Consider the following 13,501-nt stretch of genomic DNA (forward strand, 5'->3'; position numbering starts at 1 on the left):
TAATTATACGCTCAGGACCGCTCGATCCCTGGCACGCGCGTCACTCACCGACTGATCGGCGGCGTGGATAATCCGGACGGTTTCCGTGAACGCGTCAGCAGCGGCGTTGAGGTCCAGCCGATTGATCGTGTCTATTTGCAGGCGATCGGCGGCGTCGATGACGTTTTCGCCGTGCATGGCACCAAGAATTGCGCCTGCCATTACGCCGATAGAATCCGTGTCCCGTCCGGAGTTGATTCCGTCTTCAATCGATCTGCGGAAATGGCCATTATTGAAGAGACAAAAACCCAATGCCAGCGGCAATTCCTCGACGGCACCCAAACGGTTTGGCTGATAGGCACCCGTTAAACGGCCAGCCTTGTCGGGCGTGTGATTTACGTCGTCGCCCATGGGCGAATAGGGGGCCATTGCCGCGTGAAACGCAGCGACAAGGGTTTGATAGTCTGCACCGGCCAATTTCTGCCGGCGCGCCACGTCGGCAATATCGGCAATCGCCTTTGCGGTGCCGTCCTTGGCAAGAGACAAAACCGCATTGATGACAGCTTCAATCGTTGTGCCGGGTACAAAGGCTGCGGCAACAGCTGCAGCCATCACGCCTGCCGCCTCGAGGCCAAAACTTTCCTGATGGCCCGAGGCAAAAGCTATGGCCTCGTCATATGCCCCTTTGGGGTCACAGGCGTTCACAACCCCAATTGGGGCAACGTACATGGCTGCACCACAATTGACCATGTTGCCGATCCCCCCTTGACGAGGGTCGCACGAGGCAAGCTGATGACGCTGAAATATCCATTTTTCCGGATAAAACAGCCGCTCTATCAACATTGCTTCGCGCTGCAGTTCAGGCACATAACGTGGGACCCACGCTATCTGGCGCACCATGCCGTCTGCCATGTCCCAAGCATCCAAATGCCGGCGTGTCTCGCTGTAGATATCCATGAGGCATAGCGTCATCAGCGTGTCGTCCGTGACAATGCCATTGCCGCGTACTCTGCCATTCCTTGCCGTGGCATCGAGTGCCATCTTGTGCCAATCCGTATCAAGCAATGATACTCGTCCGTAACGCACGGCAATCTCATCGGCCGAGAGTTTTTCAACGGGCGCTCCCAGAGCGTCGCCCAACGCGATACCGTGAAGAAGCGCGCGGATGCGGCCATTCAGAGAAAGTGGTTCTATATTACTTGGCTGCATTGAGCATGGTCCTTGCATATTCGTTGAGACGCGCACCGCCTGCGTTTTCCCATTCGGCGACATATTGATCCCATTGATCCATCTTGGCCTGGCCGGAGATGAACTTGTAAACCCAGGCGCGATACACGCTCTCGGTTGCATCGAGATCGGGTGCGTATTCGGCAGGCCAGACAAAGGCGTTGTCAGGCTTGTAGAATGTCTTGATATTAGCCAGCCACTGCTGGGCGGCTTCGGATTGCCAAATGACTGGCGGTTGCCAGTTGGCTGCCGCCATGATGCGCGAATACCAGGTTGATATCTTGTCAGTCACTTTGAAGGCGGCACCGTCCCTGGTGTATTCCTTTCCTTCAAAGCCCATGCGATCGAACATCTGGCCTTCGGGGCTCGCCATGAAGTCGAGGAATTTCATCACCTCGGTTTTGTGTTCCGAAAGCGCCGAGATCGCAAATCCCCGCGATTCCCTCGAAACATCGACAGCAGCCAAACCCGTGCCGCCCGAGCCCTTCGGAATAGGAAGCAGGGCAAGTTCGGTACCGGGATGTACTTGACGCATCTTACCGCGATAGACATCGACATTTTCCGCCGAAGACGAGAAGATCACACCAGCCTTGCCGGTGTAGAATTTGTCTTCCTTCACATCGAATTTGTTGGTGATGTATTCCGGATCGAGAAGGCCCTGCGCCCGCAACGAGGCGTAAAACGCGATCTTGTTCTGTTCCTGCACTGTTACGCGTGAACTGACCCAGTCACCGGCCGCGTTCTTCATCCAGCTACCGGTGACACCGAACGCCTGATTGAAGATTGAATCCAGATCATTGGTGTTCTCGGCCATCGTCACGCCGTAGGTATCCTTGACGCCATTACCGTCCAGATCGCTGTCGTGCAAAGCTTTGAACAGCGTGACGTAGTCGTCGACAGTTTCCGGTGCCTTAAGACCGCTCTTATCCAACCAGTCCTTGCGAATGAGCGGTTGTGGAGCGCGCGCCGGAAAGACATAAAGCAGGTACGGATAATTCTTCAGACGTTCGATATTTTGCGGCCACAAGGCATTTTTGAGATACTTTGTATCGGCAACGAGCGGGCCCAGATCTGTCAAAATCCCTTGTTCGACCATCTTGGTATCGCCGCCCTGGAAATAGATCAGATCGGGAATATTGCCCGAGAGAAGCATCACCGATAGCTTGTCGGCGTAACCGGACGAGGGCAGATTGACGAGTTCAATATCAACGTCGACCCCTTGCGCCTTGAGTGCGTCCTCAATGCGTTGAACGTGCTTCACGTCATCGGGGTTGGATGGCACAAAATCCTTGGCCACGATGCGGATCTTGACCGGGTCTGCCATTGCCGGGGCAGAGACGAAGAGGCTCACGGTCAGGGCTGTTGTTGCCATTAAAGTAATCATACGTTGCATGTATTCTCCTCCTTGTTTTTCTCGTTTGTTGGGTATTCCTGCTTCAACCTTTGAGCGCACCGCTCATGGTGCCTTTGGTGAAGAACTTGAGGATCAGCGGGTAGATTGCCAGGATTGGCACGATCGTCAGAATGATCATGCCTGCCTTCAGAGACCTCAAATCCATTTGCCCGGAACCGGTATTGCTGGTGGCCTTATCGAGGCCGACGATGGCGAGCTTGTCTCCATCGATAACGAACTGGCGCAGCACCACCTGCAGAGGCCACTTGCTCTGGTCGTTCAGATAGATCATGGCGTGGAAAAACTCGTTCCAATGGAAGACAAGGTAGAACAGGGAGATCGTTGCCAATGCCGGTTTGGCAATTGGTAAAACCAGATACCAAAAGACCTGAAAGGCATTTGCGCCGTCGAGTTCTGCTGCCTCCAGAAGCTCGGCCGGAATTTCCTCAAAGAACCGCACAAGGATAATGAGATACCAGGCGTTCACCGCCTTGTAGAGTATCACTGACCAGTAGCTGTCGAGTAACCCCAGGCGCTTGTTGATGAAATAATCGGGGATGATGCCGGGTTCAAAGACGATGGTGACAAGCACCAGAACGAACAATGTCCGTCTTCCTGGGAGGCCGGGTCGCGATAGGCCCCAGGCCATCAGTGCCGTACCGACGACGCCAATCAGGGTACTTGAAGCCGTTATGAATATGGAGTTGAAAATCCCGCGCAGCACATTGGGGTGTTGCAGCAATACACTCCATACATCGAATGAAAGGCCGCTTGGAACAATTGTTAGGCCATTCATTCCCGGCACCTTTGCCGGCTCGGAAAACGAAATAGCCAAGAGATTAAGCAGGGGCTGCACCGTTACAACAACGAGCAGCAGCAATGTGGAAACAATCAACGCATATTCGATACGTTCGAGCGGAGTCTTGCGCGATAGGGCCATTACCAGACTCCCTTGCCAGTAAGGTGCTTGGATACAAAGTGAGCTGCTGTGATCATGATCGTGCCAAGGACCGCCTTGAACAGGCCAGCCGCAGTTGCCAGCGAGTATTCGCCGCCCAGAAGTCCGATCCGGTAGACATAGGTGTCCACGATGTCGATCTTCGTGCGGACAACGTCGTTGGAAAGATTAATGACCTGATTGAGGTCGGCATTCAGGAACATGCCGGCATTGAGGATAAAGAGCGTGGCAATCGTCGGCGCAATGCCGGGCAGGGTGACGTGCCTGATCTTCTGCCAGCGATTGGCACCATCGATTTCCGCGGCATCGTATAATTGCTGGTCGATCGCGATAATGGCGGCAAGATAGAGCAGGCTGTCCCAGCCGGCAGAGCGCCAGATCTCAGTGAACACAAGCACCCAGCGGATGGAACCGGTGTCGGTCATGAAGGGCCTCGGCGCAATACCGGCCATCCCGAGCAGATTGTTGACCGCACCGTCGGTTGGCGAAAGTGCTGCGATAAAGACGCCGGCGATTACGACCCAGGAGAGAAAGTGCGGGAGATAAATGGCCGATTGGATGAACTTTCGCAGACTGCCACCGCGAACCTCATTGAGGAGAAGTGCGACCAGAATTGGCACTGGGAAGAAGAACGCCATCTTCATGGTCGAGATGATGAGGGTATTGACCAGGACCTGCCAAAAGATGGGTGAAGAAAACAACAGGAGAAAATGTTTCATCCCAACCCAGATATTGGGGGGAATGATCCTGACCTGTTCGAACGCGATGCGTGCTTCCCAGATAGGCAAGTAATGGAAGACGAAAAAGAACACGATGCCAGGTGCCATCATAAGATAAAAGGGCCACCAACGCCGAAAGCCGTGTTTGAACGAATTGGATATGGGAACGTTCCCAAAATTTTGCACAGTTGATCTGGCTTTTGATGATGCGTGCATGTCTTACGCTCCTCCCGTAGCGGTAAACACCTTAGTGGCAGGCGGCAAAAGATCGCGCACACTGCTGCGTTCAATGAGGCGGCAAGGCAAATGGATGCGACCGCGATCAGGACGCCCTTCGATCTCATCAAACAAGGAGTTGACGGCCTGACGGCCTATTGCTCTGCCTGGCTTCTCGATGGTGGTAAGTCCCGGGTCGGAATATGCTCCTGCCGGGATGCCGTCAAAACCAATGATGGAAACATCTTCCGGGCAACGCAGGCCCGCATGACGTGCGGCCAGCAATGCACCGAGTGCCATCAGGTCGTTGGCAGCAAAGATCGAGAGATGGCCAGTCCGCTTGGACGCCATCAGCCGCGTCATCGCCTGATAACCGCCGTCGACCGTATATTCCCCATCTTCTATTTCGAGCAAGGCAGGGTCGAAATCGCGTGCCAGGCAATGGTCGTAGACTGCACGCAGGAAACGGGCTCTTGCTATCCGCGAGTGCGGACCGAGGATGAGGCAAGGTGAAAAGTGCCCCATTGAAACAAAATAATCCAATCCGATCGTCACCGCCTGATGAATATCGGACCCAACACTGGAAACATCAGGAATGCGCTCGGCGCTTGATCCTATCAGTACAAAGGGCAAGGCAGTGCGATCCAGATCGCTCACGCTATCGGAGATCGGATTGAGGATTGCTCCATCCGCCCGCACTTGACGTAGCGCCCGCAAATGGTTCTCTTCCCGGTTCAGTTGCCAATCAGAAGAAAAGACAAGCAGTGAAGATCCTGCTTCAAACGCTCGGTCCTGAGCGCCGCGGGCAACCTCCGCCCAAAAAGCATTGGCAATATCGGGAACAACAAGACCCAACAGTCCAGTTTTCCCCGATCGCATGCCGACTGCCAGATCGTTGCGTTCATAACCCAAGGCTTTCGCAGCGTTTCGTACCCGTTCCCGCGCATCATCGGTAATGTTGGACGCACCGGAAAGCGCTCGGGCAGCCGTACTCTTTGATACGCCTGCCTTCTTTGCCACATCGATTATTGTCGGACGCTTCCGTTGCATGGGCGCTCTGCTTTGCTGTTGTGTGGGAACGTTACCACGAGATTGTCGTCGGCGCAAGTCGGCAAACAGTGTGAGCAACTGAGCTGCGCTAAGGCCGTGTGAATAGCGTACTAAGGACGGGCGTCACCATCCTCTCCGCCGTTTTGCTACGGCACGTTGATGTCATTGACGGCAGTGGGCCGAGCCATTGAAGTGGCAACTTCCTCACCTGTGACGCTGAACCCAGGCTGGGATCGAACAGCAATGCCGGTTAACCAAGCACTACATCCTGCAGAGCTTGGTGACTTGAATAGACCTCGGGATCATCGAGAGCCCTGGAGCAGAGAACCACCACGGCTTTTTTATTGTTGAGGTCACTGAGCCAGGAGCTTCCCAATCCACCCGCCCAACCGATCGTTCCATGCATGGCTTCAGCGGAAGAGCGGCCCGCATCGACCGAGACGCCGTATCCCCAGCCACGACCGTCCAGGAAATAGGCTGCGTCGGTTCGCTGGTCGCGGGTGAGATGATCAGTGAACATGCGACTGATCCATTCCTTGCCGACCAATTGTCCTCGGGGTGTCTTGCCCTGTGCATGCAACATTCTGACAAAGGCCATGTAGTCGGCGGCGGTTGAGACCAAGCCGCCTTCTCCACCTTCGAATGCTGGAGGCTTTGACCAGGCGCTGTCCTTCTGGCTATCGGACAGGCCCAAGTCACTTGAATATGCCGGCGTCAGTCGAGCCAGTTTTTCCGGCCTGACGTAGAAGCCCGTGTCAATCATGCCCAATGGCTCAAAAATATGCTCTTGCAAGAATTTCGACAATGGCATTTTCGCGAGACGGGAGATCAGCACTCCCTGCACATTGGATGCCACCGAATAAAACCATCGCTCACCGGGCTGCGCCAACAGAGGCAGTCTGCCCAGCCTCCTGATCCACTCATCTTGATCCATGGGCGTTGCAGGGTTTGGCGGCCCAAAACCGACAAGTTGCTGGCGTTCTATCTCTCTCTGGATTGGTGTACTGTTGGGCGCAGCGGGTACAATGCCGGTGCCTAGTCGCGAAGTAAGGATATCCTCAACGGTGATTTCGCGATTGGCGCGGACTGTTCGGTCCAAATCACCATTCAAATCAACCAGCACATTCGGGTTGCTCAATTCCGGCAGCCACCTGGCCACCGGATCGGACAAGCCAATCTGAAGCTTCTCGATCAGCATGATGAGTGCAAAAGCCGTGATTGGCTTGGTCATGGACGAGATACGGAAAATTGCGTCCGGCTTCAGCTTCGAGGAATGCTCCGTGTCAACATAGCCCGCTGTCAGCAGTGATGATTTGTCATTGAGAACAGCAACAATCGCGCCCGGTTGCAGGGCAGCCGCAGCTGCCAAGGCCTTTTCAACTTTGATCATGACCACTCCAAGTCGTGTTTGTCGTTGATAATTCAAGACTGTACGCCAGCATCACCGAGCCCTCGACAGGCTAGATATCACGGTGCGGCACCAACGGTGCAAATGCTGTCGCCTTAATTTCCACCAAGCCGCCTTCGGGATTGAGGTCAGCGACTGCCAGCTCCACACAGGCAGGGTAGGGAGCAGGAAAGAACTCGTCCCGAATCTGTGCAATTACCGTCAGCTGTTCAGTTTTATCCAATGCCAGGCGGTCACTGCCGAACACGTGAAACATCTGCAGTTCCACCACATCTTCCATGCGTGCCTGGCAGGCATGCAGCAATTGCTCCATCAATGTGAAGACACGGCGCAGTTCGCGACTAAAGCTCTCGGCGTTCATCGGTGCCGATTGCCCGTTGCTGGCCACCACGCCGGACAAAAAGACGAAATCTCCAGCGCGCCGGGCTGGGGCATAGTGAAACTGTTCGACGTCGGCTCGCAGCGCTGGAGGTACCACGACCTTTCCGGTGGATGTGGCATGGTGGTCGACGGAGTTAGCAGTCTTATCTTGCATTGTTTTCTTTCGGCTCCTGGAGTAATCGTTCGGCGATGGCCGTTTATGATATGGCCGTCATTGACGGATCGATGAGAGCCTCCAGTTCATCTCTTGTGGCACCATCGCGGGCCTGCATCGAAAGGCTTTGCATCACGGCGCTGTAGTAGTTGGCCAGCACCCGGATGTTGCTCGGGTTCGGCAGGTCACCCTCCGCCATGCCGCGTTGCAGCCGGGCATAGATGTGCGCTTCGGTATCTTTGCGAATGCGCCGGAGCAGTTGACGTAAGGGTTCGGTTTCAATCTGGCAGTTGACGACACCGAGGATCAGCAGGCAGCCGCCCGATTGCGGTGCGCTGAGGGCTGTATGGATGCTGCTCAAAAGCATGGCGCGTATCGATTCACGCGTGGTCGCGCCTTCATCGAGTGCACGCAGGGTGCCAGACCCAACGGTTGCTACGTAGAGATCGACCGCCTCGCGAAACGCCGTTTCCTTGGAGCCGAAGGCTGCATAAAAACTTGGAGGGGTAATTCCGATCGCTGCCGTCAGGTCATTGAGCTGAGTGCCCTCATACCCCTTGGCCCAGAACACTTCCATTATGCGCTGCAGCGCATCATCGCGGTCAAAACTGCGCGGTCGGCCTCGAATTGCCATGGCGTTCCTTTCTATAGTGAAAATTATATAAATCGCTTGAGCAAACTAGACAAGCTGGATGCCGAATTATGTAGTGTAAATTATAGAAAATGATTGCGAACGATGAACGTCGTTGATCCTAACGCTCCTTTGAGAGCTTCAACAGAAATGCCGGCGAGGCAGAAGATACCTCTTGTGGTCTGTCCTGGGATTGACGATCTTTCGCTGACGACTTCGGAGTTCACGATTGCCGGGATGATGCCGTTGTTGTCAGTTGCATTTAGCGTGCCGATTGCCGAGGTTGGATATTTGATCTCGATCTATGCAGCGAGGAGGGTGGTTGGCGGGCCGCTACTAACGACTGCTCTTCTCAAGCCGGTGTTGCAAACAAACGTGCACTGCTTTGCTTGCTTGCCGTCTACACGATAGGGGGAATCGTCGCTGCTATCGCCATCTCCTACGGCATCACAGTCACCGCGCATCATTACCGGCGTTGCCGGGTCGGCGTGCTTTGGGGTGTCACTCGCCATCTGTGCCCATCTTGTCCGACCGGACCCACACCGCATTCAGGATGAGATAAATGTGCTTGCGTGCAGATGAATACGCAGAGACGAAGGTTGACGCTAAGTAGACCAGCTCACCATCATAGCCAACCATCCTTGATGGTCTTCCTGCAGGCCGCATGTTCAGGATTTTCGTTCTTGTCTGCGCCGCCGCCGGGTATTTCCATTAGGAATTTTCCTGGCCCCACACGCAACTCTTTCAGCATAACAAACTGTCCAACCGGCTTCACAGGTAGGAAAACCGCTGCGTGGGCCTCTTCACGTATGAATAAGTTTGCGGTGTGTCCTTGTATCATATGTTGTCGAACACGTTTCACGGTAAGAAACGGGTTCTCGTAAACCATCTCGGTTTCAAGAACTTCGAGCATCCGATCACTGTCGATTGTCATTATTTCTTCTTGATCAATTTCGTCAGGCGAATCTCAACGTCTGTCTTTCCCTTGGTATCCAGGGCAAGTGCGGTGATGTCGGTAACCGATGTGATAGCGGCTAAGACTTCTTCATGATGCCATCCGGCGCGTGTCGCTTCGACAACCAGCTGAACGAACACTTCTACGATTGCCGTCTGGCAGTCTTCGAACCGATCAGGGTAATTGCCTGGTGCTTCAGGTCCGGTGATTTTCACTAGAGTGTTCCTGGGGTGGATATTCCACTTTGTTTTCCGATACAGGAGGTGCGATCCCGCGGCTCGTAACAAACTTATCTTTGATGAGAGTTTGACCAGGGACAACAAAACCACCGGCCAATACCAGTGTCACCCAAAACGATAGGTAATCATCGCAGATAATTGCGACTATCACCGCAACCGCCATCATGCTCACGAAATATCAGCCGAGAATTTTCCAACTGGAGCGCTTCAACAATTCATCCATTATATATGGTCTTTCGCTACCTTCTTGCTCGGTTGCGTCTTTCCGCGTTGCGAGGATGTTTCTAACCCAGCTCATTGAGGCAACACAATCAGATCAATAGCGCTCAGTGGCTTTTGAAGCTTCAGAGCTGCCTTTTTCGAAATACTGAGCCAAATATGAACTTCCTCGGGTGACCGCAGGAGTTCCATGCAAATCTATGGCTGGTATGTCGTCATATTGCTCTTCCACCTACTTGCCGATGGCGAATTTCGTTCATCTTGCCGGCTGTGTGCAAAATGCGGTTCTTCACGAACGCTACTCGGGTGCCGTGACATTGTAGTCCCGCGGAATGGTGGACGTGGCAGCGAACCACGCGGACGCGCGGGTGCGTTGCTGATGAAAATCGAAGGCGGTACGATCGACAAACAGCTCTTCGACCCGCCACACCAGAGCATCATCGGTTTGCGACACATCAAAGGAAATGCAACCCGGCTCCGCCCTGGTAAGACGAAGATGATCGGGAAGATACTGTTTAACCAAGTCAATATCCCCTATCGATGAGCAACGCAGGAAACCGGAGAGTCTAACCGCCCCTATTCTGTTATCCATACTACACCTTTCAATTTAAGGGCTGCGCTTCACTTGCCCTGCCACGGCTGTCTTTTTATCCGCCGTTACCGAATATGATAGAAGCCGAGGGACGGCGCAACGGCCGTCCACAAACCTGCGCTCCCATAAAATCCGCCTCGGATAAGGCATTGCGGCCCTATTCGAAAATTTGATGCCCATCATCGAAATGTCACGCGTTACTTGCGCCGAGCTCAAGACGGATCAAATCCAAGGTTATTGCGCCTCTTCAACATGTGCCCCTAAACGTGATCATGATCCCCGCGGTTTCGGAGGTGGCAAATTTGACACCCCTTCACCCGCAGGGTCGGGCCCAAGAAAATTCATGGACCGTGTCACAATTGGGGTTCATGGATCGTCTTGAGGTTATCCGGCGTAAATTGTTCCGCCTCTTTCAACTCCTGTTTCGGTGATATCGATATGACGCAACTAACTTCACTTGCCCTTTTTAAAACTGTTCTGCTTTCTGGACTAGCGCTCTGGCTTGTGGTGATTGTCGTCAACAATGTCATTGCCTTTCGAAACGGCGTGCGCTCCATCGGCGCTTTGATGGGCATGCAGCTGTTTGATCAGAATCCGGCAATCGATTCGCCGCTGTTGTCGCGGCGGGTCAAGAGCGCAAGCTGGCATCAAGCCGTCTATGTTTTCATTCTACTCATTGAGGTGGCTGTTGCCGTACTCCTCATCCGTGCGGCCTTCGCCTATATCGGCGTGCTTGCTGGCGGGACAGATATCGATGCAGTTCAATGGGCAAATTTGGCCCTCTCCGCATTCGTCGCAATGGCGATGGTCATGCTGTTGGGTGGTGCGTGGTTTGCCTACTACATCCGGCAGGAGGGCACGCAGATTACCCATTTTGTGCTGATCGGCATCGGCGTTGCTAGCGCCGTGCTGATGAATATGCCGGGCTCCTGATCTGGCCTTCAATGTCAAATTTCGCAAGCGGATGGATCCCGCGAACAATTACAAAGACCTCCTGAAAGGAAATGCAATGTCCGAACATTCGCCAAAATCAACCGTCACTCTTATTAATCTGCGTGGGCTCTATGATCCTTCCGCCAATGGCTATTCCCATGTTGCTGCTGTTGAAGCGGGAGCGCGGCTCGTCTTTATCGCGGGGCAGGGAGGGGGAATGAACGGGGCGCGCTTGAACCGGGTTTCCAGCCGCAAGTACGCCAAGCACTGAACAATCTTCGCGTCGCTCTCTCCGCAGTGGGGGCTGAAATGAGCGACGTCGCCAAGGTTACCGTGCTGATTGTCGATCACTCTCAGGAGAAACTGCATGTTCTCGGTGCTGAGTTCGAAGTTGCATTTGGCGGCGGCCTGAAGCCAACCTGCACGTTAATTCCCGTGCCAAAGCTGGCATTGGATGGAATGTTGTTCGAAATCGAGGCGATAGCGGCGTTGCGATGAACACGCGGTCGAGACGTATACCTGTCTCGGTTCGATCGGCAGGTCGAGCGCGTCGACTTTAATGTTGGCGCTGCCGAGCTGGACGCAGGCTATGCCGCGGCCGGCATCGCTAAGGGTGTGGAAGAGCGCAGCTTCGGGGCTATTTGGCCGACTGAGTGTGCGCGCATTAATATGAGGTTGATCGTACCTGCCCGATCGCGGCCGCGATTGCTAGATCGCGTTGTTCGTCATCTCCGTCCACATTCCAATCGAAGGTGCCCATAATTGTTCATTTTCTCGCGACTTTCTAGTGTGTACAACGAGCCTGCTGAGATCTCTTGCTGATATTGGCCCAAAAATGGCGGTGACGAGGAGATCAACGGCGCGACTTGTAACATTCCCAAAGCGCGTATCACGGCCGTTAGGGCGATGTAAAAAACCTGAATTAGGTAGCAAGGACCACCAATGGCCTATTAACCGCCTGATACAGCTAGGAATAGTCCGTTCGTTATTAACTCCTGAGTCTCTTCTCAAGGGTTCGAAACCAAAGCTTTTAGTTCCTTGCGGGCCGTTCCGAACGTTCCGAGTTGGTAGACCGATGCCCGCGTTCGACATCCTTGCAGTCGATCTTCCAGCTTCGAGAAAATCGGTATTAAGAAAACTTTGGTTACTCTAGCCGAGTTCGAGTTCTTCCGTGCCTACGTGTAGCGAATAGTTCTTCCTCCGTCGAACATCTCTCCAACGAACAAGTGGACAGGCGTAAAGCTTGCCTGTCATCACCCATCTTGGGTTCCGGATGAATGATGCTATCATATGGATTGCTCGCACAGCTAAGGAAAGGTTGAATGAGGAAACTCAGCCCTGCCGTCGTTTTGACGATGGCGCTTGTTTCAACGTTGTCGAGTGCGCTGGCTCAAAACACTGATCCGAGCGCGCCGACGGCTACGCCTGTCTGCAGCGACCTCATCAAGAGGCTTGAGAGCGCGATCAAGGAATATAAACGGGCGAAGTTTTCCTTGGATAGGGCAACCCAACTCATGGCATCGGCACGTTATTCCAGCAGGATCGGAAAGATGAACATCGATTTGGCAAGCAGACAGGCTGATGTCACCGTTGCCACTGCTTCTTATGTTGAATCTATCGGCCCTGCCTACAGTTCGGTGGCAGCCCTCAACGCCGATTGTGGCCAAGATGTCTTCAAGGAATCCGGTGTCATATTCACGGAAAAGCTCAATCTGGATATTACCAGATTCATCTCCGAGGGAGTCGACAAATTAGCGGATGAACAAATGGCTGACATCAAGAAGGTGTTCGGCGACATGAAGAGTAGGCAAAAATAGCACGGCCGAGCGCTTTGAATTGCGACCTCGCCTCGTAGATGCGACGTACGGATTCTGTGAACCGAACGCTCAATATATGTTTGCGATGCTGTCAATCAAATCAATAATTCAGTTACCTGGATCGAGCGTCCTTCACTGGTGTCGTGTGCTTTCTCACGAAGAAATATCTCCTGATCTTCTCGATCAAGGCTGTTGCACGCAGGATTTCAAATCTGGTGGTTTTTGCCACCTAATTCCGTAAATCTTGCAACATCGGAATCTCCTCAGATCATTATTGATCATGGTCGCGCACGTTTGCCGGCGCAATCATGCTAGTGTGTGAAGGACAGTGCGGTGCTTCTTCGGGCAATTCCCAGAGGCATCGAAGCAGAAATTCCAAATTCGCGATTCGGCTAAATTGCATGTATTGAGGTGAGGACGCGCAGCTGCGCCTAGTTTTAACTCTTAAGAAGATGCGACTTCTTTCAATCCCATCGGATTTTTTATCTCCCCATGAAATTTGCGCCTGGAATGTAAGAAACCCAAAGGGGTCATCGCTTAACGGCTTAAAGCGCTTGTCAATATTCCGTTGGAACTCCTTGTAAAAGCCGACCATTCATTTCGCCCAGGATCCGGTAATAAATTTAGCTA

15 protein-coding genes are annotated in these 13,501 nt (G+C 53.5%); 4 read left to right on the top strand and 11 right to left on the bottom strand.

The features are described from left to right. Positions 1-3: 3 nt before the first annotated feature. From AC1Q5O_RS15940 to AC1Q5O_RS15990, 11 genes are all read right to left on the bottom strand, one after another. Positions 4-1,206 carry an ADP-ribosylglycohydrolase family protein gene (locus AC1Q5O_RS15940; RefSeq protein ID WP_492564770.1) on the bottom strand — a complete coding sequence of 401 codons (1,203 nt, stop codon included), beginning with the start codon at positions 1,204-1,206 and terminating at the stop codon, positions 4-6. Beyond that, positions 1,175-2,659, bottom strand: coding sequence for an extracellular solute-binding protein (locus AC1Q5O_RS15945; RefSeq protein WP_492564200.1), 1,485 nt, complete (start codon positions 2,657-2,659; stop codon positions 1,175-1,177). The genes AC1Q5O_RS15940 and AC1Q5O_RS15945 overlap by 32 nt, the downstream gene beginning before the upstream one ends. Beyond that, a complete protein-coding gene (locus AC1Q5O_RS15950; RefSeq protein ID WP_492564202.1) occupies positions 2,643-3,539 on the bottom strand; it encodes a carbohydrate ABC transporter permease in 897 nt (298 codons plus the stop codon). The genes AC1Q5O_RS15945 and AC1Q5O_RS15950 overlap by 17 nt, the downstream gene beginning before the upstream one ends. Then, positions 3,539-4,492 (bottom strand): ABC transporter permease, encoded by a 954-nt coding sequence (locus AC1Q5O_RS15955; protein WP_492564204.1) that lies wholly within the window; start codon positions 4,490-4,492, stop codon positions 3,539-3,541. The genes AC1Q5O_RS15950 and AC1Q5O_RS15955 overlap by 1 nt, the downstream gene beginning before the upstream one ends. A gap of 3 nt (positions 4,493-4,495) precedes the next feature. Next, positions 4,496-5,542 (bottom strand): LacI family DNA-binding transcriptional regulator, encoded by a 1,047-nt coding sequence (locus AC1Q5O_RS15960; RefSeq protein WP_492564206.1) that lies wholly within the window; start codon positions 5,540-5,542, stop codon positions 4,496-4,498. 250 nt (positions 5,543-5,792) lie between these two features. Next, positions 5,793-6,932 carry a serine hydrolase domain-containing protein gene (locus AC1Q5O_RS15965; RefSeq protein WP_492564209.1) on the bottom strand — a complete coding sequence of 380 codons (1,140 nt, stop codon included), beginning with the start codon at positions 6,930-6,932 and terminating at the stop codon, positions 5,793-5,795. Between the two features lie 70 nt (positions 6,933-7,002). Next, positions 7,003-7,485 carry a Rid family hydrolase gene (locus AC1Q5O_RS15970; protein ID WP_492564210.1) on the bottom strand — a complete coding sequence of 161 codons (483 nt, stop codon included), beginning with the start codon at positions 7,483-7,485 and terminating at the stop codon, positions 7,003-7,005. Positions 7,486-7,528: 43 nt separating this feature from the next. Then, a complete protein-coding gene (locus AC1Q5O_RS15975; RefSeq protein WP_492564213.1) occupies positions 7,529-8,119 on the bottom strand; it encodes a TetR/AcrR family transcriptional regulator in 591 nt (196 codons plus the stop codon). Between the two features lie 622 nt (positions 8,120-8,741). Next, on the bottom strand, positions 8,742-9,050 hold the full coding sequence (locus tag AC1Q5O_RS15980) for an NUDIX hydrolase (RefSeq protein ID WP_492564215.1): 309 nt from the start codon (positions 9,048-9,050) through the stop codon (positions 8,742-8,744). Beyond that, positions 9,050-9,286 (bottom strand): hypothetical protein, encoded by a 237-nt coding sequence (locus AC1Q5O_RS15985; protein WP_492564217.1) that lies wholly within the window; start codon positions 9,284-9,286, stop codon positions 9,050-9,052. Before AC1Q5O_RS15985 ends, AC1Q5O_RS15980 begins: the two co-directional genes overlap by 1 nt. Positions 9,287-9,827: 541 nt before the next feature. Beyond that, positions 9,828-10,121, bottom strand: coding sequence for a putative quinol monooxygenase (locus AC1Q5O_RS15990; RefSeq protein WP_492564219.1), 294 nt, complete (start codon positions 10,119-10,121; stop codon positions 9,828-9,830). Between the two features lie 378 nt (positions 10,122-10,499). Here AC1Q5O_RS15990 and AC1Q5O_RS15995 point away from each other — a divergent pair, with 378 nt between their 5' ends. The 4 genes from AC1Q5O_RS15995 (at position 10,500) to AC1Q5O_RS16010 (ending at position 12,871) form a co-directional block, all read left to right on the top strand. Continuing rightward, a complete protein-coding gene (locus AC1Q5O_RS15995; protein WP_492564222.1) occupies positions 10,500-11,054 on the top strand; it encodes a DUF2165 family protein in 555 nt (184 codons plus the stop codon). A 76-nt stretch (positions 11,055-11,130) separates the two neighbouring features. Beyond that, positions 11,131-11,325: a hypothetical protein gene (locus AC1Q5O_RS16000; RefSeq protein ID WP_492564223.1), complete on the top strand. Its 195-nt coding sequence runs from the start codon at positions 11,131-11,133 to the stop codon at positions 11,323-11,325. Next, complete coding sequence (locus AC1Q5O_RS16005; protein WP_492564772.1) at positions 11,322-11,552, top strand: RidA family protein; 231 nt, start codon at positions 11,322-11,324, stop codon at positions 11,550-11,552. Before AC1Q5O_RS16000 ends, AC1Q5O_RS16005 begins: the two co-directional genes overlap by 4 nt. An 824-nt stretch (positions 11,553-12,376) precedes the next feature. Then, positions 12,377-12,871 (top strand): hypothetical protein, encoded by a 495-nt coding sequence (locus AC1Q5O_RS16010; RefSeq protein WP_492564225.1) that lies wholly within the window; start codon positions 12,377-12,379, stop codon positions 12,869-12,871. The last annotated feature ends 630 nt before the right edge of the window (positions 12,872-13,501 follow it).

It is taken from the genome of Phyllobacterium sp. MT110 (assembly GCF_058792715.1).

What these genes read in the sequence shown, in the direction of transcription:
- AC1Q5O_RS15980 (WP_492564215.1), bottom strand. Translation starts at nt 9,050, where the DNA reads ATGACAATCGACAGTGATCGGATGCTCGAAGTTCTTGAAACCGAGATG.
- AC1Q5O_RS15950 (WP_492564202.1), bottom strand. Translation starts at nt 3,539, where the DNA reads ATGGCCCTATCGCGCAAGACTCCGCTCGAACGTATCGAATATGCGTTG.
- AC1Q5O_RS15975 (WP_492564213.1), bottom strand. Translation starts at nt 8,119, where the DNA reads ATGGCAATTCGAGGCCGACCGCGCAGTTTTGACCGCGATGATGCGCTG.
- AC1Q5O_RS15955 (WP_492564204.1), bottom strand. Translation starts at nt 4,492, where the DNA reads ATGCACGCATCATCAAAAGCCAGATCAACTGTGCAAAATTTTGGGAAC.
- AC1Q5O_RS16000 (WP_492564223.1), top strand. Translation starts at nt 11,131, where the DNA reads ATGTCCGAACATTCGCCAAAATCAACCGTCACTCTTATTAATCTGCGT.
- AC1Q5O_RS15965 (WP_492564209.1), bottom strand. Translation starts at nt 6,932, where the DNA reads ATGATCAAAGTTGAAAAGGCCTTGGCAGCTGCGGCTGCCCTGCAACCG.
- AC1Q5O_RS15990 (WP_492564219.1), bottom strand. Translation starts at nt 10,121, where the DNA reads ATGGATAACAGAATAGGGGCGGTTAGACTCTCCGGTTTCCTGCGTTGC.
- AC1Q5O_RS15960 (WP_492564206.1), bottom strand. Translation starts at nt 5,542, where the DNA reads ATGCAACGGAAGCGTCCGACAATAATCGATGTGGCAAAGAAGGCAGGC.
- AC1Q5O_RS16010 (WP_492564225.1), top strand. Translation starts at nt 12,377, where the DNA reads ATGAGGAAACTCAGCCCTGCCGTCGTTTTGACGATGGCGCTTGTTTCA.
- AC1Q5O_RS15970 (WP_492564210.1), bottom strand. Translation starts at nt 7,485, where the DNA reads ATGCAAGATAAGACTGCTAACTCCGTCGACCACCATGCCACATCCACC.
- AC1Q5O_RS15940 (WP_492564770.1), bottom strand. Translation starts at nt 1,206, where the DNA reads ATGCAAGGACCATGCTCAATGCAGCCAAGTAATATAGAACCACTTTCT.